The organism is Vitreoscilla sp. C1, from assembly GCF_002951955.2.
Taxonomy (GTDB): Bacteria; Pseudomonadota; Gammaproteobacteria; order Burkholderiales; family Neisseriaceae; genus Vitreoscilla; species Vitreoscilla stercoraria.
Map to the genome: position 1 here is coordinate 889,025 of NZ_CP019644.2, position 17,413 is coordinate 906,437.

Annotated in this window: 17 protein-coding genes and 14 tRNA genes; 29 read left to right on the forward strand and 2 right to left on the reverse strand. The window is 44.1% G+C overall.

Annotated elements, in window-relative coordinates; genetic code table 11:
• Positions 1-138: 138 nt before the first annotated feature.
• Positions 139-576, forward strand: coding sequence for a thioredoxin TrxC (trxC, locus tag ADP71_RS04295; protein ID WP_425316043.1), 438 nt, complete (start codon positions 139-141; stop codon positions 574-576).
• Between the two features lie 314 nt (positions 577-890).
• On the forward strand, positions 891-1,301 hold the full coding sequence (locus tag ADP71_RS04300; protein ID WP_019958481.1) for a hypothetical protein: 411 nt from the start codon (positions 891-893) through the stop codon (positions 1,299-1,301).
• 100 nt (positions 1,302-1,401) lie between these two features.
• Here the strand turns inward: ADP71_RS04300 and ADP71_RS04305 are convergent, their stop codons facing one another.
• Positions 1,402-2,301 carry a pirin family protein gene (locus tag ADP71_RS04305; RefSeq protein WP_019958482.1) on the reverse strand — a complete coding sequence of 300 codons (900 nt, stop codon included), beginning with the start codon at positions 2,299-2,301 and terminating at the stop codon, positions 1,402-1,404.
• A gap of 87 nt (positions 2,302-2,388) precedes the next feature.
• Between ADP71_RS04305 and ADP71_RS04310 the strand changes: the two genes are divergently transcribed.
• The 7 genes from ADP71_RS04310 to ADP71_RS04340 all read left to right on the forward strand — a co-directional run bounded on the left by ADP71_RS04310 (position 2,389) and on the right by ADP71_RS04340 (position 8,425).
• A complete protein-coding gene (locus ADP71_RS04310; RefSeq protein ID WP_019958483.1) occupies positions 2,389-2,937 on the forward strand; it encodes a DUF924 family protein in 549 nt (182 codons plus the stop codon).
• Between the two features lie 466 nt (positions 2,938-3,403).
• Complete coding sequence (gene ilvB, locus ADP71_RS04315; RefSeq protein ID WP_104931585.1) at positions 3,404-5,185, forward strand: biosynthetic-type acetolactate synthase large subunit; 1,782 nt, start codon at positions 3,404-3,406, stop codon at positions 5,183-5,185.
• Positions 5,185-5,676 (forward strand): acetolactate synthase small subunit, encoded by a 492-nt coding sequence (gene ilvN, locus ADP71_RS04320; RefSeq protein ID WP_104931586.1) that lies wholly within the window; start codon positions 5,185-5,187, stop codon positions 5,674-5,676. The genes ilvB and ilvN overlap by 1 nt, the downstream gene beginning before the upstream one ends.
• Positions 5,677-5,766: 90 nt before the next feature.
• Entirely contained in the window at positions 5,767-6,783 is a 1,017-nt protein-coding gene (gene ilvC, locus ADP71_RS04325; protein ID WP_104931587.1) for a ketol-acid reductoisomerase, read from the forward strand.
• 224 nt (positions 6,784-7,007) lie between these two features.
• Positions 7,008-7,160, forward strand: a complete 153-nt coding sequence (locus tag ADP71_RS04330) for a hypothetical protein (RefSeq protein ID WP_158667112.1) — start codon at positions 7,008-7,010, stop codon at positions 7,158-7,160.
• 233 nt (positions 7,161-7,393) lie between these two features.
• Positions 7,394-7,549, forward strand: coding sequence for a hypothetical protein (locus ADP71_RS04335; protein ID WP_158667113.1), 156 nt, complete (start codon positions 7,394-7,396; stop codon positions 7,547-7,549).
• A gap of 159 nt (positions 7,550-7,708) precedes the next feature.
• Positions 7,709-8,425, forward strand: coding sequence for a methyltransferase domain-containing protein (locus ADP71_RS04340; protein WP_237343041.1), 717 nt, complete (start codon positions 7,709-7,711; stop codon positions 8,423-8,425).
• A 128-nt stretch (positions 8,426-8,553) separates the two neighbouring features.
• On the opposite strand, the gene ADP71_RS04345 is transcribed toward ADP71_RS04340, so the two are convergent.
• Positions 8,554-9,156: a 2OG-Fe(II) oxygenase gene (locus ADP71_RS04345; RefSeq protein WP_104931589.1), complete on the reverse strand. Its 603-nt coding sequence runs from the start codon at positions 9,154-9,156 to the stop codon at positions 8,554-8,556.
• Between the two features lie 387 nt (positions 9,157-9,543).
• Between ADP71_RS04345 and trmB the strand changes: the two genes are divergently transcribed.
• The 20 genes from trmB to ADP71_RS04445 all read left to right on the forward strand — a co-directional run bounded on the left by trmB (position 9,544) and on the right by ADP71_RS04445 (position 17,351).
• Positions 9,544-10,272 (forward strand): tRNA (guanosine(46)-N7)-methyltransferase TrmB, encoded by a 729-nt coding sequence (gene trmB, locus ADP71_RS04350; RefSeq protein WP_051083017.1) that lies wholly within the window; start codon positions 9,544-9,546, stop codon positions 10,270-10,272.
• 402 nt (positions 10,273-10,674) lie between these two features.
• Positions 10,675-12,384, forward strand: a complete 1,710-nt coding sequence (locus ADP71_RS04355; RefSeq protein ID WP_104931590.1) for a proline--tRNA ligase — start codon at positions 10,675-10,677, stop codon at positions 12,382-12,384.
• 85 nt (positions 12,385-12,469) lie between these two features.
• The gene (locus ADP71_RS04360; protein WP_171460923.1) at positions 12,470-13,819 is read left to right on the forward strand and encodes a deoxyguanosinetriphosphate triphosphohydrolase; all 1,350 of its coding nucleotides are present in this window, start codon (positions 12,470-12,472) and stop codon (positions 13,817-13,819) included.
• Between the two features lie 46 nt (positions 13,820-13,865).
• The gene (locus tag ADP71_RS04365; RefSeq protein WP_019958493.1) at positions 13,866-14,600 is read left to right on the forward strand and encodes a pseudouridine synthase; all 735 of its coding nucleotides are present in this window, start codon (positions 13,866-13,868) and stop codon (positions 14,598-14,600) included.
• A 9-nt stretch (positions 14,601-14,609) separates the two neighbouring features.
• On the forward strand, positions 14,610-15,266 hold the full coding sequence (locus ADP71_RS04370) for a hypothetical protein (RefSeq protein WP_104931591.1): 657 nt from the start codon (positions 14,610-14,612) through the stop codon (positions 15,264-15,266).
• A 1-nt stretch (position 15,267) separates the two neighbouring features.
• A complete protein-coding gene (gene ribA / locus ADP71_RS04375; RefSeq protein ID WP_019958495.1) occupies positions 15,268-15,897 on the forward strand; it encodes a GTP cyclohydrolase II in 630 nt (209 codons plus the stop codon).
• A 165-nt stretch (positions 15,898-16,062) separates the two neighbouring features.
• Positions 16,063-16,138 (forward strand) — tRNA-Val (locus ADP71_RS04380).
• A gap of 8 nt (positions 16,139-16,146) precedes the next feature.
• Positions 16,147-16,223 (forward strand) — tRNA-Asp (locus ADP71_RS04385).
• A gap of 27 nt (positions 16,224-16,250) precedes the next feature.
• Positions 16,251-16,326, forward strand: a tRNA-Val gene (locus ADP71_RS04390).
• Between the two features lie 8 nt (positions 16,327-16,334).
• Positions 16,335-16,411 (forward strand) — tRNA-Asp (locus tag ADP71_RS04395).
• A 27-nt stretch (positions 16,412-16,438) separates the two neighbouring features.
• A tRNA-Val gene (locus ADP71_RS04400) sits at positions 16,439-16,514 on the forward strand.
• A gap of 8 nt (positions 16,515-16,522) precedes the next feature.
• Positions 16,523-16,599: transfer RNA gene (locus ADP71_RS04405), tRNA-Asp, on the forward strand.
• A gap of 27 nt (positions 16,600-16,626) precedes the next feature.
• Positions 16,627-16,702 (forward strand) — tRNA-Val (locus tag ADP71_RS04410).
• An 8-nt stretch (positions 16,703-16,710) separates the two neighbouring features.
• Positions 16,711-16,787 (forward strand) — tRNA-Asp (locus ADP71_RS04415).
• A 27-nt stretch (positions 16,788-16,814) separates the two neighbouring features.
• Positions 16,815-16,890 (forward strand) — tRNA-Val (locus ADP71_RS04420).
• Between the two features lie 8 nt (positions 16,891-16,898).
• A tRNA-Asp gene (locus ADP71_RS04425) sits at positions 16,899-16,975 on the forward strand.
• Positions 16,976-17,002: 27 nt separating this feature from the next.
• Positions 17,003-17,078 (forward strand) — tRNA-Val (locus ADP71_RS04430).
• An 8-nt stretch (positions 17,079-17,086) separates the two neighbouring features.
• A tRNA-Asp gene (locus ADP71_RS04435) sits at positions 17,087-17,163 on the forward strand.
• A 27-nt stretch (positions 17,164-17,190) separates the two neighbouring features.
• Positions 17,191-17,266 (forward strand) — tRNA-Val (locus ADP71_RS04440).
• Between the two features lie 8 nt (positions 17,267-17,274).
• A tRNA-Asp gene (locus ADP71_RS04445) sits at positions 17,275-17,351 on the forward strand.
• Positions 17,352-17,413 lie beyond the last annotated feature (62 nt).

Consider the following 17,413-nt stretch of genomic DNA (forward strand, 5'->3'; position numbering starts at 1 on the left):
TGAAAAAATTGAAACAATTTTTATTTTTAGTAAAAATAAAAATAAAAATAAAAATCAAATTGGCCTTGAGTCTTATTTGGGCAAACAGTGCGTGGGAAAACTACGATAATATTGGTTTGAAAATTGCCAAGGAGAAAAATGATGTCCGAGAACATACATGTGGTGTGCCCACATTGCCATTCAACCAACCGTGTGCCCACGCAGCGCTTAAATCAAGAGGCCAAATGCGGACATTGCCAAGATGTTTTATTAATCGAAAAATCGGTTGCTTTGGATGCTGCATCATTTGAGCGTCATGTTGGGCGCAGTCAATTGCCGGTGGTAGTGGATTTTTGGGCACCGTGGTGTGGGCCATGTCGCTCGATGGCACCTGCTTTTGAAGAGGCGGCAGACCGTTTGTTGGGTATCGCGCAATTGGCGAAACTGGATACCGAGGCGCATCCACAAGCGGCCGCACCTTACCATATCCGCAGCATTCCGACGATGGTGGTGTTTATCGAGGGTAAGGAAGTGGCTCGTGTCTCTGGCGCTATGAGTGCTGCACAAATTGAGCAATGGGTGCAGTCGGTGTTGTAGCGCGGGTTAGAATGGTGTTCTAAGCGTCCTGTACGGTGCGACAGGGCGTTTTTTTATGTATTGATGGTTTTTTGGCATTGTAAATGCTCATTTGTTGATTTAAATGCTTTCCAATAGATGAATAATAGGTATTTAATATACTGTTTTAATTGGTGAAGTTATTTATTTTGGGATTTTTTATACAAGATGAAGCAACAATTTGATGTCATAGTCATCTGAGAAAAATAAGATTCTCATGCAATGAGAATATAGATAAGCAGTATCAATTCTATTTCGATAGACCATAAAAACAAAAATATGAGGAGTGAAAAGACATGTATTTGTTGAAAGCCAAATCTCAAAGTAATAATGTTTCCATACAATTAGCGGCATACAAAAATTACGATAGCATTGTGGAAATTTTTGATGCAGAAGCAGTGGTTGCCGCTCAAAAAAATGACAATGCACAGGTTTTAAAATTGGCAAAAAAGCACAAATTGGCTTTTGCTTTGTACCATCCTGAGGTCATAGAAGTAGAACATGATTTGTCGCAAATGTTAGATGGCCGCATGCGCAGCCATGGCAAAATTCTGTATTTGCGTCCCGAGCAAAAAGAGTCTTGGGCTGCTTCAGGTTGGCTAGAGCGTTTTATGGACCAAGGCGCGGTGGTTTTTGAAGGAGATTATGAGGCTCAATGTTTGGATTTGGTGCGTTATAATATGTGTTGGGGTGGGAGTTTTGAGTAATGTATTGAGGATGTTTTAAAACAGCCGTTGCATCATGCTAATGAAAATCCGCTTTCACCACCTCCATGACATCAATCATGAAGATGGTATAAAAACAATATTAAGAACGTGGTCCGCTGGCTTTTAAGGTGCCATTAATGAGCGGTGCTTGTAACCAGCCATCACCTAATAGGCTTAAATTGCCAAAGCGTTCGCTTTGATTTTGCCAATCTTCACGTGCTTGTTCGATTTCTGCTTGCGTACGTGCCACCAAATTCCACCATACAATCAATTCTTCTTGCATCGGTTCACCACCAATGAGCAATACTCGGCTATTGGCTGGTAAATGAACATTCACTTCAGTTTGACCTTTAGGCAAATAAACCAAGACTGACGCATCGCAATCGGTTTGTTCTATGCTGAAGTTGCCTTCTAATGCCATCAAACCATATTCAAAATCAGGATTCAAAGGCAAAGTCACCTGATGGGTTTGTTGGCTTAGGATATCTACTGCGATCAAAGGCGTGTGAACTTTGACGCTAGAGGTCTGTCCTTGCCATGAGCCCACCAAAATCGTTTGCGTGGATTCATCTGTTTTTATGGCAAGCAAATTGGGATAGTTTTCAAATGCAGCAGGCATGTTTTTATGGCTGTCAGGCAAGGCTATCCACAATTGAGCTGAATGCAAGCGTCCTGTAGGGTTCAAGCTTATTTCAGTATGGGCAATGCCATTGCCTGCAGTCATTAAGTTGATTTGACCTGCTTGAATGGTTTGATGGTAGCCTAAGCTGTCTTTGTGTTCGATTTCACCTTCTATCATCCAAGTAAACGTCTGCAAGCCAATATGAGGATGGGAGTGTACATGCAATTGTTCTGCACGAGTGACTTGTACGGGACCTAAATGGTCTAGGAAAATCCACGCACCAATACGGCGCAACGCACGTTGTGGTAAGCCGCGCAGAATTTCAAAACCTGGGCTTAATTCGGTTTTGGCTTGGTTTAACACTTCAAATTGAGTCATGAGGTCACCTTTTGGGTAAAATAAGCATCAAGCAAGCTTATCACAAGCTGCAATCAGGTTGTATCTGACACGAATAAGGAGAGAACAATGAAATTGGCATCAATACAGGAAGTATTGGCTTTTTGGTTGGATGAGTTGAGTTCTGAGCAGCGTTTTAGCAAAGATTCAGATGTCGATGAACACATTCGTGAGCGTTTTTGGGAAACTTGGAAAGCGGCAACTGCAGGCGAGTTGTGGTCTTGGCGAGACAGCTTGCAAGGACGCTTGGCGGAAATCATTGTGCTAGACCAATTCAGCCGCAATTTGTGGCGTGAAGATTGCCGTGCTTTCGATCAAGATGGTATGGCTTTGGTTTTGTGCCAAGAAATGTTGCGCCAAGAAGGGTTTGCTGATTTGAGTGAAACGGAGAAACAATTTGCTTTGTTACCGATGATGCATTCTGAATCGCTCATCATACAGGACGCTTCTTTACCATTGTTTAAGCAACATACCAATGACAATACTTTGGATTTTGCGCAGCGACACCGTGATATTGTGGCAGAGTTTGGGCGTTTTCCTCATCGTAACTTTGTTTTAGGTCGACCATCTAGCATGCAAGAGGTGGAGTTTTTACAAAAACCTGGGTCTTCATTTTAGAAAATAGTGAATCATATCAATTTTATAGATTAGATTGGATGCGGCCTGTAAAGCTAATGTCATTAGCAAGCAGGCTTTTATTTTATTGGCATGTAATTGATTTTATTTACAATTGTTAATATGAATTAATTTTTTTTATAAAACAAGATTAAAATATATTAATTTCCGTGTATGTGAAAATTAAATTCTAATTTATGACATTAATAAGCAATATTTAAGATAATTTGTTTATAAGTGAAGTAATTGGACATTTTGTTGCCTTGTTTTTCGTGTTGCGATGCAGTATCTTAAGCGTTGTTCTGTTGTTCAAACCCACAACGTCTATTTTGAATGATTGTGTGAATGGATTGTCATGACTTAAGTATTGTCACGTACCAAAAATCGTCGTCAATATTGGGTGCTTTTTACAAGCCTTGTATGAAATCGTTCATGCCTTTTGGAATACTCGTATTATTAAGAGGTGTTTATGCAATTATCAGGTGCACAGATTGTTGTGCAATCTCTCATCGCTGAAGGCGTAGAATACGTTTTTGGCTATCCTGGTGGCGCAGTTCTTGAAATTTACGATGCCATCTATCAGCAAGATAAATTCCGTCATATTTTGGTTCGACACGAGCAAGCTGCCGTACATGCTGCCGATGCTTTTGCACGCTCTAGTAGCTCAGGCAAAGCTGGTGTTGCGTTAGTGACTTCAGGTCCTGGTGCAACCAATGCCATTACAGGTATTGCCACAGCGTATACCGATTCGATTCCATTGGTGGTGCTTTCAGGTCAAGTGGGTACGCCTGCCATTGGTTCTGATGCATTCCAAGAAGTTGATATGGTGGGTGTGAGCCGTCCTTGCGTCAAACACAATTTTTTGGTGACTGACATCGCAGATTTGGCAGAAACCATTAAAAAAGCATTCTATATTGCGGAGTCTGGTCGTCCCGGTCCTGTTGTGGTCGATATTCCAAAAGACATCACGCAAGCGATGGCAAAATTCAGCTATCCTGAAGAAGTGTTCATTCGCTCGTATCAGCCTGCAACCAAAGGCCATACTGGTCAAATCAAAAAAGCTTTGCAAGTATTGGCAGGTGCCAAGCGCCCATTGGTTTATTTCGGTGGTGGCGTGGTATTGGGCAATGCTTCAAACGAATTGACTGAATTTGTGAAGTTATTGGGTGCACCAACAACGGGCACTTTGATGGGTTTGGGCGCTTACGATTCTACCGATCGCCAATTCATTGGTATGTTGGGCATGCATGGTCGCTATGAAGCGAACTTGGCGATGCAAGAAGCCGATGTGGTGATTGCCATTGGTGCGCGATTTGACGACCGTGTGATTTCGGTACCAAGCAAATTTTTGGCCACACCTAAAAAAATCATTCACATAGACGTCGATCCATCGAGCATTGCCAAGCGCGTGAAAGTGAACGTGCCGATTGTGGGCGATGTGAAACTGGTATTGCAAGAGATGATTGCGCTTTGGAAAGAGCAAGAATTGATGTTGCAACCCGCGGCTTTGGAAAAATGGTGGAAAACCGTTGAGGCTTGGCGTTCACGCGATTGCTTGTATTTTGATCAAGGCGACGATGTGATTTTGCCACAATATGTGGTGAGCACTTTGGCACGTTTGACCAATAATGAAGCGATTGTGACGTCCGATGTGGGTCAGCATCAAATGTATGCTGCGCAATATTATCCGTTTACCCGCACACGCCAATGGATGAATTCAGGCGGCTTGGGCACGATGGGCGTGGGTTTGCCGTATGCGATGGGTGCCAAATTAGCGAACCCTGAGCAAGATGTTTGCTGTATCACGGGCGAAGGCTCGATTCAGATGAACATTCAAGAATTGTCGACTTGCTACCAATACCGTATTCCTGTGAAAGTGATTAACTTGAACAACGGTTATTTGGGCATGGTACGCCAATGGCAAGAATTCTATTACCACGACCGTTATTCTGAGTCTTACATGGATTCATTGCCTGATTTTGTGAAATTGGCAGAAGCTTACGGCCATGTGGGCATGCGCATTGAAAAACCAAGCGATGTAGAAGGTGCTTTGAAAGAAGCATTGGCACTGAAAGACCGAATGGTATTCATGGATTTCATTACCGATAGAAAACAAAATGTCTTCCCTATGGTAGGCAATGGTAAAGGCTTGAACGAAATGGTTCTGCCACCGCACATGCGTGAAACCATTGCAGATTCTGACGTGAACGATGTTCACGATCGTGATTACGACACTCGGAGCGTGCCATAATGAGACATATTTTATCGATTTTGATGGAAAACGAATCAGGTGCGATGAGCCGTGTGATTGGTTTGTTTTCTGCTCGTGGTTACAACATTGACTCTTTGTCAGTGGCGATGACCGAAGACCCAACTTTGTCACGCATGACGATTTCAACGCGCGGTGATGAAGAAGTGATTGAACAAATCACCAAACAATTGAATAAATTGATTGAAGTGGTCAAAGTCATCGACTTGAACGATTCGCATTTTGTTGAGCGTGAATTGATGTTGGTGAAAGTGCGTGCTGTGGGCAAAGACCGTGATGAATTCTTGCGTTTGGCAGAGATTTACCGTGGTCGTGTGGTGGATGTCAGTGAGCGTACTTATACCATCGAAGTGACGGGCACCACTGAAAAATTGGATTCTTTTGTTCAGGCTTTGCCAAAAAGTTTGATTTTGGAAACCGTCCGCACTGGTGCCGCTGGCATCGGTCGTGGTGAAAGAATGTTGCGCATCTGAATCGCGACACATAAAACATAGATACTTAGGTGTTCTTAAACCTTACAGAACGCCTTTAACAATACCATTTTTGGAATTTAAGGAAATAAAATGAAAGTTTTTTACGATAAAGATGCTGACTTGTCTTTGATTAAGGGTAAAACTGTTGCGATTATTGGTTACGGTTCACAAGGCCATGCACACGCTCAAAACTTGAAAGATTCAGGTGTGAACGTGGTTGTGGGTTTGCGCAAAGATGGCGTGTCTTGGAAAAAAGCTGAAAATGCAGGTCACAATGTTAAAGAAGTGGCTGAGGCGACTGCTGCTGCTGACGTGGTGATGATTTTGTTGCCTGACGAAAGCCAACCTGCTGTTTACCGTGATTCTATCGCACCTAACTTGAAAGAAGGCGCTGCATTGGCTTTCGCTCATGGCTTTAACATTCATTACAACCAAATCGTGCCACCTAAAAATGTTGACGTGATCATGGTTGCGCCTAAAGGCCCAGGCCACACTGTTCGCAGCGAATACTTGAAAGGCGGCGGTGTACCATCTTTGATCGCGGTTTACCAAGACAACACCGGTCGCGCTCGTGACATCGCTTTGTCTTACGCAGCGGCTAACGGCGGCACCAAAGGCGGCGTGATTGAAACCAATTTCCGTGAAGAAACCGAAACTGACTTGTTCGGTGAACAAGCGGTATTGTGTGGTGGCGCGGTTGAATTGGTGAAATGTGGCTTCGAAACTTTGGTTGAAGCGGGCTACGCACCTGAAATGGCTTACTTTGAGTGCTTGCACGAATTGAAATTGATTGTAGATTTGATGTACGAAGGCGGTATCGCGAACATGAACTACTCAATTTCTAACAATGCTGAGTATGGCGAATACGTAACTGGCGTGGAAGTGGTGACTTCTGAAACCAAAGCTGCGATGAAAAAAGCTTTGTACCGCATTCAGTCTGGTGAATACGCGAAAATGTTCATCAACGAAGGCCAATTGAACTACCCTTCAATGACCGCTCGTCGTCGCATGAACGCAGAACACCAAATTGAAATCGTCGGCAAACAATTGCGCGACATGATGCCTTGGATTGCTAAAAACAAATTGGTTGACCAAGAGAAAAACTAATTTAATTTTTTAATTGAATTGTGATTTTGAAAGCGTCCTGTAAAAGTTTACAGGACGCTTTTTTGTATGGATGGAGTAGGGTTGGTTATGGTTTTTGAAATATTTTTTGGTGCAAGAAATTGCTGTATAGTCAGTACATATGTTAATTTAAAAAAACAAGTGCTTATATGAGCGGATGGTTGGCTTTAGATTGAAGCAGTCATACACAGCATTAGGAGATTGGGATGAATGATTTTGATGCAGACGAATATGAAGATGACTCAAGTGATAGTCGTGATGTGGAAGACATGTTTGTGATGTGTGGTGGTGATATGGCAGATGGTATGGACGAAGAAGAGATGAGGGATTGGATAGATAGGCAAATGCCTGATAGCTGATTTTAAATCATGCAAGCGTCCTGTAAATCATTACAGGACGCTTTTTTTGTGTTTTTCAATTTTTAATTGAATTAAATATGTTTAATTTCAATTGTATCTGGATATTTTTTTGAGCTATCTCAATCAATGTTGGAAATGCGTCCTGTAATCTTGAACCAGTTTTTTAATTTACATGTCATTAAGGTTTGTCAAATCAAGGTGTGGTTGTCGCCAACATTGAAAAGGAGCCTGAAATGGATGGGGTGCAATTGAATGACTTTGAGTATGAAGATGAGTATGACGACGAATATGATTTAGGTGATTTGGTGGTCATTTGTGGCGGTGATATCGCCCAAATGAGTCCACAAGAGATGGAAAATTGGTTGGAAAGGCAGTTGCTTAATGGTTAAATTTAATGACAAACGTCCTGTAATATTATTACAGGACGTTTGTCATTGGTATTATTGTATTTTTTTTAAATACATTGTTTAATTTTATGATATTTGATTGGAATGAATGGGATTTTTTTTTGTCAATGGCATATGATATTTGATAAAAAGGATGAAACCATGCACCCAACAGCCATGCAAAACGCAGAGATTTTTTTTAAAACCTACGCCGCTTCATTTGATGGGCAAATTAAAAGAGTGGTTGAAATTGGCTCGCAAGATGTCAATGGCTCTCTTAAAACTCATGTGCCTATGGATTTTGAATATGTGGGCGTGGATTTTGTCGCAGGCAAGGGTGTGGATGTGGTATTAGATGATCCTTATAGCTTGCCTTTTGAAGATGAAATGGCGGATATCGTCATCAGCAGTTCTTGTTTTGAACATTCGGAAATGTTTTGGTTGGTGTTTTTAGAGGTGATGCGCATTTTAAAGCCACACGGTTTGTTTTATTTGAATGCGCCGTCAAATGGTGTGGTACATCGTTATCCTGTCGATTGTTGGCGATTTTATCCTGATAGTGGGCATGCTTTGGTGACTTGGGCCAGACGCAACCACATTCCTGCGGTATTGTTAGAGTCTTATACAAGCAAACAAGCTGTGGCTCAAACTTTGTTTGCAGCTGAGGATTGGAATGATTTTGTGGCTGTTTTTTTAAAAAATGGCGAGCACATTCATCAATACCCCAATCGAATTTTGCATACCAAACAAGATGTTTACAATGGCATTTCTCAATGGGAGGGTGCGTGGCATGAATATGAGATTTCGGCTTTGACTGAAGACCAATTAAAATTGCAAAAAATGCAAAATGCATTATATAGTCAACATATTGCCTTTTAATATCTTAATACTCCAAAGTCAAAATCAAAAAAGCGTCCGATTACAGGACGCTTTTTGGCATTGAAATAAGATGTTTGGCATCAAAATGCAGGTCGCTGTGCGACATCGGTATGAGTGGCGGCATGGTGTTACCAAATGGTTTGGTCGTTGCGCAGCCATGCGGTGATGGACAAACGTTGTTGTTGTGCCAATTGAACCTCGTGCAGTAAGTCACTTTGGAATAAGGCAATGCGGTTGGGTTTGGGTATGAGAGTATGCCAAACGTCATTTTTGTCTTTGAAATGCAATTGACCTCCCCAATCTTCTTCCCATGTTTCATGCAAATAATACACGGTGGAAATGACACGACCATTTTTGCCATGAGGATTGTCACGGTGTAAGGCGTAAAATTCGCCAGTGTGATAGCAGGCAAAATGCGCTTCAACGTCATTGATGCCCAAAAAAAATGCCCGATTCAATGCATCGGACAATATTTTTAAGGTGTGGATGTGCTGTTGAGCGATTTCCAATTGGGTATCAATCCATAAAATGTGGTCGCTGCGAATGTGACTTTGCACGCCGCTTTGAATGCCAGCATCGCGAAATTTTTGTAAATTGTCCATGCATTCGTTCAAGACTTGATGTGCAAATGCAGCAGGATAAGCATTGTCAATCACGCTGAATCCGTGTTGAGCCAAATCATCTAGGATTTGCTCTACATTCCAAGTGATGGGTAGGTCTAAAATTTCCATGAAAGAGTCGATTTTCCAATAGAGAGTTAAAAAAGGTGCGCCATCATATAGGAACTTTTGGGTAAGATAAATAAAAAAATGTGCTTGGTCATGATTGAGATTTGTCAGGTATTTAAACGCTTGCTATGGCAAGTGATTTTTTCAAAAATACAGCATACAAGCGGCCTGTAAATGAATGTTGTCAGGTGATTGAAATGCTGATTGGGTGATTTTGATGGGAAATGGGATGGGATGTGGTGTGTGTTGCGATGTTTCAAATAATGGTGTGCCAATGGCAAAGTCATACTAGATGTGTGCGCAATTGAAATTTAAGCGGCCTGTAAGCCCGACAGGACGTTTAAATTTTGTATAATGGCAATCTTTGAAATGATTGCAGTGATACAGCCCATGAGCGAACAAGAATCTGAAAAACAATACCAAACCTCTGACATTGACAATGAAGTGAGTCACAAACGTGGCATACGCAGTTATGTTTTGCGCCAAGGTCACATGAGTGATGCGCAAAAAGCGGCGATGTCTGAAGGTTTGCCAAAATATGGCATCGAATACCAGCCTGAATTCATTGATTTGAACGCCGTATTCGGTCGTGACAATGACAAAATCTTTGAAATCGGTTTTGGTATGGGAACGGCGACAGCTCACATTGCGAAGGTTTTGCCTGAAAAAGACTTTGTGGCGATTGATGTGCATGCGCCGGGTGTGGGTAATTTGTTGAAATTGATTGAAGAAAACGAATTAAGCAATTTGAAAGTGATGCGCTACGATGCCGTTGAAGTGGTGAACAATATGTTGCCTGATGGTTCTTTGGCTGGTATCCATGTCTTTTTTCCAGACCCTTGGCATAAAAAACGCCACAATAAACGCCGCTTGATTCAAACGCCATTTGTGATGCAATTGTTGCCAAAATTGAAAATCGGTGGCTATATTCATTTGGCGACCGATTGGGAAGAATATGCAGTGCAAATGTTGGAAGTATTGTCAGGCATTGATGCTTTGCAAAACACTGCCACGGATTATGCACCAACCCCTGAATACCGTCCTGAAACCAAATTTGAAGCTCGTGGCAAACGTTTGGGTCATGGTGTGTGGGATTTGGTGTTTACCCGAGTTAAATAGCAGATATTAATGAATTTTTAGTAAAAATGCTCGATGCATGTTTGTAGTGACCACATTGGGCATTGCCTAGCACCATCATCGCCGATGGTGTAACTCACCAAAATATTGTCCACATAGCCTGTGGATAAATATGTAGATAAGTTGTGGGTAGAGCGTAAAAATACAGTAAAATCAAGCTTGGCAGCATGATTGCTTAAATAATAGACAATTTTTTAATATTGTTTAAAATCAAATACTTAATAATGTCAAGAGACTTGTGTGACAAATTGTGGTTACCATGTGACCATAGTAAGACAGGTTTTGAATATTTTGGATAAAGCCTGATTTGTCAAGCGGTGGATAACAAACAAAACTCTTGGTGGATGGATAGTAAAGCACGCTGTAACGTGCAGAAAGAAAACAATGAAAGCCAGTCAATTTTTTATTTCGACTTTAAAAGAAGCACCAGCAGAAGCAGAATTGCCGAGTCACCAACTGATGTTGCGTGCAGGTTTGATTAAGCGTGTGGCGTCAGGTTTGTATACATGGATGCCGATGGGCGTGCGTGTAATGCGCAAAGTTGAAGCGATTGTGCGCGAAGAAATGAATGCAGCGGGTTCAATTGAATTGGTGATGCCTGCGATACAACCTGCTGAATTGTGGCAAGAGTCTGGTCGTTGGGAATTTTACGGCAAAGAATTATTGCGTTTGCAAGACCGTCATGGTCGTGATTTTTGCGTGGGTCCGACCCATGAAGAAGTGATTACCGATGCCGTGCGCAGCGAAATCAAATCTTACAAACAATTGCCAAAAAACTTTTACCAAGTACAAACCAAATTCCGTGACGAAGTGCGTCCGCGTTTTGGTGTGATGCGTGCGCGTGAATTTGTGATGAAAGATGCGTATTCTTTCCATGCTGATTTTGATTCATTAAAAGCCACTTACAATGTGATGTACCAAGCGTATTGCAATATTTTTGACCGTTTGGGTTTGGATTATCGTCCTGTGGCAGCGGACACAGGCAGTATTGGTGGCACAGGTTCGCATGAGTTTCAAGTATTGGCTTCCAGTGGCGAAGATGTGATTGCTTACAGCACAGGTTCTGATTACGCAGCCAATATTGAATTGGCACCGACTTTGCGTCAAGAAGGCACACGTGCACAAGCGAGCCAAGAATTGACCAAAATCCATACCCCGAACACCAAAACCATTCAAGCTTTGGTTGAGTTTTTGAATGTACCGATTGAAAAAACGGTGAAGTCGATTGTGGTAGAAGGTGAAGAAGAAGGCTCATTGGTATTGTTGTTGTTGCGTGGCGACCATGCATTCAATGACATCAAAGCAGAAAAATTGGCAGGCGTGAAATCGCCATTGACCATGGCAACGCCTGCAGCCATCAAAGATGCGTTTGGTGCCAATGGTGGTTCTTTGGGCCCTGTGGGCTTTACAGGCCGCGTGTATGCCGATTATGCGATTGAATTGTTGAATGATACTGTTGTGGGTGCGAACGAAGACGACTACCACTACACAGGCTTTAATTTTGGTCGTGATGCAGCTGAGCCTGAGTTTGTGGATTTGCGCAATGTCATCGAAGGCGACGCCAGTCCTGATGGTCAAGGTGTGTTGAAATTGGTACGTGGTATTGAAGTGGGTCATGTATTCCAATTGCGTACTAAATATGCAGAAGCGATGAAAGCGACCTTCTTAGACCAAAATGGTAAATCCCAAGTGATGGAAATGGGTTGTTATGGTATTGGTATCACGCGCATTGTCGCTGCGGCGATTGAGCAAAACAACGACGAGCGTGGCATCATTTGGACCAATTCAATGGCACCATTCCAAGCGGTGATTGTGCCAATGAATTACAAAAAATCTGAAGCGGTACGTGAAGCGGCGGATGCATTGTATGCACAATTGAAAGCTGAGGGCGTGGATGTGTTGCTGGACGACCGTGATGAGCGTGCGGGCGTGTTGTTGAATGATTCTGAATTGCTCGGCATTCCACATCGCATCGTTATTGGTGACCGTGGTTTGAAAGCGGGCGAGGTAGAATACCAAGCGCGTCGCGACAATGAATCGCAAACAGTGGCAGTGGACGTTATTGCAGCAAAAGTATTGGATGCATTGAAATAAGTGATGTAGCTGATTGACAGGACGCTTTTGCCAAGGGTGAAAGCGTCCTGTACTATTATGTGGCGCCCTTTAATAAGGAATGTTTATGACAATGAATTGGCAACAGCTGCTCAGCGCACAACGTTTTAAGCAAATCGATGGCGAGGTGATGCCTACGCGCACCCCTTCTACTCAAGAAGGCATCGATGCGCTGCGCACAGATTTTCACATCGATTACGATCGTGTGGTGTTTTCAGGTGCATTTCGGCGTTTGGGTCGCAAAACCCAAGTGCATCCGTTTGCGGAAAACGATTTGACACACAATCGATTGACTCACAGCGTGGAAGTGGCCAGTGTGGGGCGTAGCATCGGCAATCGTGTCGGAGCGATGCTGGCGCATGGTGGGTTTTTGCCTGCTAACTACACGCCTCAAGACATCGGTGGCGTGGTTCAGGTCGCTTGTTTGGCGCATGATTTGGGCAATCCACCGTTTGGACACACTGGTGAAGATGCATTGCGCGATTGGTTTCGCAATCCGCAACATGCGCATTATTTGGCACCTTTGAGTGCTGCCGAGCGTTGTGATTTACAAACTTATGAAGGCAATGCCCACAGTTTGCGCACAGTTTCTGCTTTAGAAATGTATCGCCATCGTGGCGGCATGCGTTTGACCGCTGCAACAATAGGAACTTTGCTCAAATACCCTTGGACGAGTTCTGAACCCAATATGGGACAACATAAATTCAATGTTTATCAAGCTGAGTTGCCGTATGTGCGCCGTGTGGCGGATGAATTGGGCTTGATATCTGTGAACACTGACCGTTGGGTGCGACATCCTTTGTCGTATTTGATGGAAGCGGCAGATGACATTTGTTATGCCTTATTGGATTTGGAAGATGCGGTTGAAATTGGTTTGCTGTCGGATTTGCAAGTGGAGGCGATTTTGTCGAAATTGACGTTTGTTGAATCTACTTGGCAAGCGCAATCGGCACGCCAAAAATGTGCCATGTTGCGTGGCGTGGCGGTGGGTCGGGCGGTGGAAGACGTTGCCAATACTTTTATGTTGCATCAGCAAGAATTATTAGCAGGCGCATTTCAAGGCAAAGATTTGTTGGCATTTTGTTCTAATGAGGTGCGAGATACTTTGGAAGTGGCCAAAGAAGCAGCACGCCAGTATATTTTCCGACATCCGAGCAAATTGATGAATGAAATTGCAGCATTTCCTTGTTTGGGACAAATTTTGGAATTGTTATTGCCTGCGGTATTGGCTTATGTGGTGGAAAGAAAAGTCAGCCACAGACAATCTTTGGTCTTGGAATTGTTAAAAGAAGACCCTATTTTAGAAACAGACAGCGTTTATCAAGCCTATATGAAAGTGTTGGATTTTGTCGGTGGCATGACCGACAATGCCGCAGCCAAAATGGCCCGCGAAATATCTGGCATCAGTATGGTGTAAGCGTCCTGTAAACATTGACAACGCCGTGAGGCGAGGAAAGTAAGAGATGGAATTAGAATCGATGCGTTTGTCCAAACGCATGGCACAATTGGGTTTGTGTTCACGCCGTGAAGCAGATACGTATATTGAACAAGGTTTGGTGAAGGTCAATGGTGTGGTGGCAATATTGGGACAGAAAGTTACCGAAGCCGATCGCATTGATTTGGCCAAGCAAGCCCACGAAGCACAAGCGGAACGTGTGACCATATTGCTCAATAAGCCTGTCGGCTTTGTATCGGGTTCACCTGAAAAAGAATACCGTGCTGCCATTGAGTTGATTACTGCGCAAAACCACTGGAGCGAGGATACCAGTCGCCGCACGTTCAAACCATTTATGCTCAAAGGTTTGGCTCCTGCAGGCCGCTTGGACATTGATTCAACGGGTTTGTTGGTGTTGACACAAGACGGTCGTGTGGCCAAGCATTTGATTGGTGAAGACAGTCGCACTGACAAAGAGTATTTGGTGCGTGTGCGCGGTCAAATTCAGCCTAATGGTTTGGCTTTGCTCAATCATGGTTTGAGTTTGGATGGCGAGGCGTTAAAACCTGCACGTGTGACATGGCAAAACGAAGACCAATTGCGCTTTATTTTGCGCCAAGGTAAAAAACGCCAAATTCGCCGCATGTGTGAATTGGTAGGCTTGCGAGTGGTAGGTTTGAAACGCATTCGTATTGGCCAAATCAAATTGGGTAATTTACCGCAAGGTCAATGGCGTTTTGTACGTCCTGAAGAACAGTTTTAAGGTGGCGTGATGAGTCAAAATTTAATCAAAGATTATTTGCGCACCCAAGGAATCAAATTGCCAATTGAGATGGTGCAAGTGGCGTATTTGACTTTGGGTACGGTTTACAACGTTGCTGAAGTCAAGGATTTGCCAGCAAACCTATGGCAAGACACGACACATGATTTTGATGCGGTTTCTGTTTTGGAGCAATCTGGGATTCACAACGATTTTTTGCGTTCGGTATATGCTGTTTTGGATTCCACTTTCCAGCGCTATCCAGCCAAAGTAGCTTTGTATGTGGTGCAGCCTGAAGTAGAAGGTTTGGTTTTGAACCGTTTTTGGCACAATGGCATGAATATGCCACAAAGTTTGAATGCTGCTGAGCATGGGCAATGCTTGCTGCATCGTGTGGCGCAAACAGGTTGGGGTCAGTTGATTGACGATGCTCAGCGCTGGGTCAATATCAGTGAAATGAGTGCTGAAGAGAGCCATTTGGGCTTGAGCCAAATGTTGTGGCCGTTGACCACGCCCAGTGGTGCGGTTTTGGGTGTTTTGTATGTGACCTCGCCAGAAGTGGCTGCGTTTGATGAAAATGCACAAGCTTGGTGGTTGGGTGCGGCTTTGACGGTAGCTGATGCTTTGTACAATGTATTTCCGCCTGTGGGCGCAGATTTAGAGGATTAATATGATTTATCAACCTGAAATCAAACCCAATCAACCACAAAATGATATCGAAGTGCGTCATGTTGCTACTTGTCGTTTGCCAACTGAATGGGGCGAATTTCAAATGCATGGATTTGAAGAAGTCATCAGTGGTCAAGACCATGTGGCTTTGACCATGGGTGATGTCAATCATGGTGAGCCCGTTTTAACGCGTGTTCATTCTGAGTGTTTGACAGGTGATGCTTTGTTTTCGCAACGTTGTGATTGTGGTCCACAATTACAGGCCGCTATGCAAGCGATACAAGCCCAAGGTCGTGGCTGTATTGTGTATTTGCGTCAAGAAGGTCGCGGCATAGGCTTAATCAATAAAATTCGTGCTTATCAATTGCAAGATCAAGGCATGGATACCGTTGAAGCGAATGTGGCTTTGGGCTTGCCTGTGGATGCCCGTAATTTTGTGCTGGCTCGCAATATATTGCGTTTTTTACATATTACCGATATTACATTAATGACCAACAATCCACAAAAGGTAGAAACTTTACAGGACGCTGGTATCAATGTGGTGGCGCGTGAGCCATTGATTGTGGGTTTGAATCGTGAAAACGAAGCTTATTTGCAAACCAAACACGATAAATTGGGACACATGTTGTAATAGAATTGGGGCGTGTTCACTCGGTGTTGATTGGATTTTAGATAAAATCAAAACTTTTTTTCTTTATGGAACAATCCTATTGGAAAATACTTTGTTTTGATGCTTGCGGCAAATCGGTTCCTATGTTTTAATACGCCCTCTAAACGAATTGCATGAAGCAACTCGGGGTGATTAGCTCAGTTGGTAGAGCGTCTGCCTTACAAGCAGAATGTCGGCGGTTCGACTCCGTCATCACCCACCAAGAAATTAGCGGTGGTAGCTCAGTTGGTTAGAGTATCGGCCTGTCACGCCGAGGGTCGCGGGTTCGAGTCCCGTCCGCCGCGCCAAAATAGCGAAGCAGTGATGTAGTACATGGGTGATTAGCTCAGTTGGTAGAGCGTCTGCCTTACAAGCAGAATGTCGGCGGTTCGACTCCGTCATCACCCACCAAGAAATTAGCGGTGGTAGCTCAGTTGGTTAGAGTATCGGCCTGTCACGCCGAGGGTCGCGGGTTCGAGTCCCGTCCGCCGCGCCAGAATAGCGAAGCAGTGATGTAGTACATGGGTGATTAGCTCAGTTGGTAGAGCGTCTGCCTTACAAGCAGAATGTCGGCGGTTCGACTCCGTCATCACCCACCAAGAAATTAGCGGTGGTAGCTCAGTTGGTTAGAGTATCGGCCTGTCACGCCGAGGGTCGCGGGTTCGAGTCCCGTCCGCCGCGCCAGAATAGCGAAGCAGTGATGTAGTACATGGGTGATTAGCTCAGTTGGTAGAGCGTCTGCCTTACAAGCAGAATGTCGGCGGTTCGACTCCGTCATCACCCACCAAGAAATTAGCGGTGGTAGCTCAGTTGGTTAGAGTATCGGCCTGTCACGCCGAGGGTCGCGGGTTCGAGTCCCGTCCGCCGCGCCAGAATAGCGAAGCAGTGATGTAGTACATGGGTGATTAGCTCAGTTGGTAGAGCGTCTGCCTTACAAGCAGAATGTCGGCGGTTCGACTCCGTCATCACCCACCAAGAAATTAGCGGTGGTAGCTCAGTTGGTTAGAGTATCGGCCTGTCACGCCGAGGGTCGCGGGTTCGAGTCCCGTCCGCCGCGCCAGAATAGCGAAGCAGTGATGTAGTACATGGGTGATTAGCTCAGTTGGTAGAGCGTCTGCCTTACAAGCAGAATGTCGGCGGTTCGACTCCGTCATCACCCACCAAGAAATTAGCGGTGGTAGCTCAGTTGGTTAGAGTATCGGCCTGTCACGCCGAGGGTCGCGGGTTCGAGTCCCGTCCGCCGCGCCAGAATAGCGAAGCAGTGATGTAGTACATGGGTGATTAGCTCAGTTGGTAGAGCGTCTGCCTTACAAGCAGAATGTCGGCGGTTCGACTCCGTCATCACCCACCAAGAAATTAGCGGTGGTAGCTCAGTTGGTTAGAGTATCGGCCTGTCACGCCGAGGGTCGCGGGTTCGAGTCCCGTCCGCCGCGCCAGAAAATAAAAAAGCACTTACTATGATAGTAGGTGCTTTTTTATTGATATATTTTAATACCAT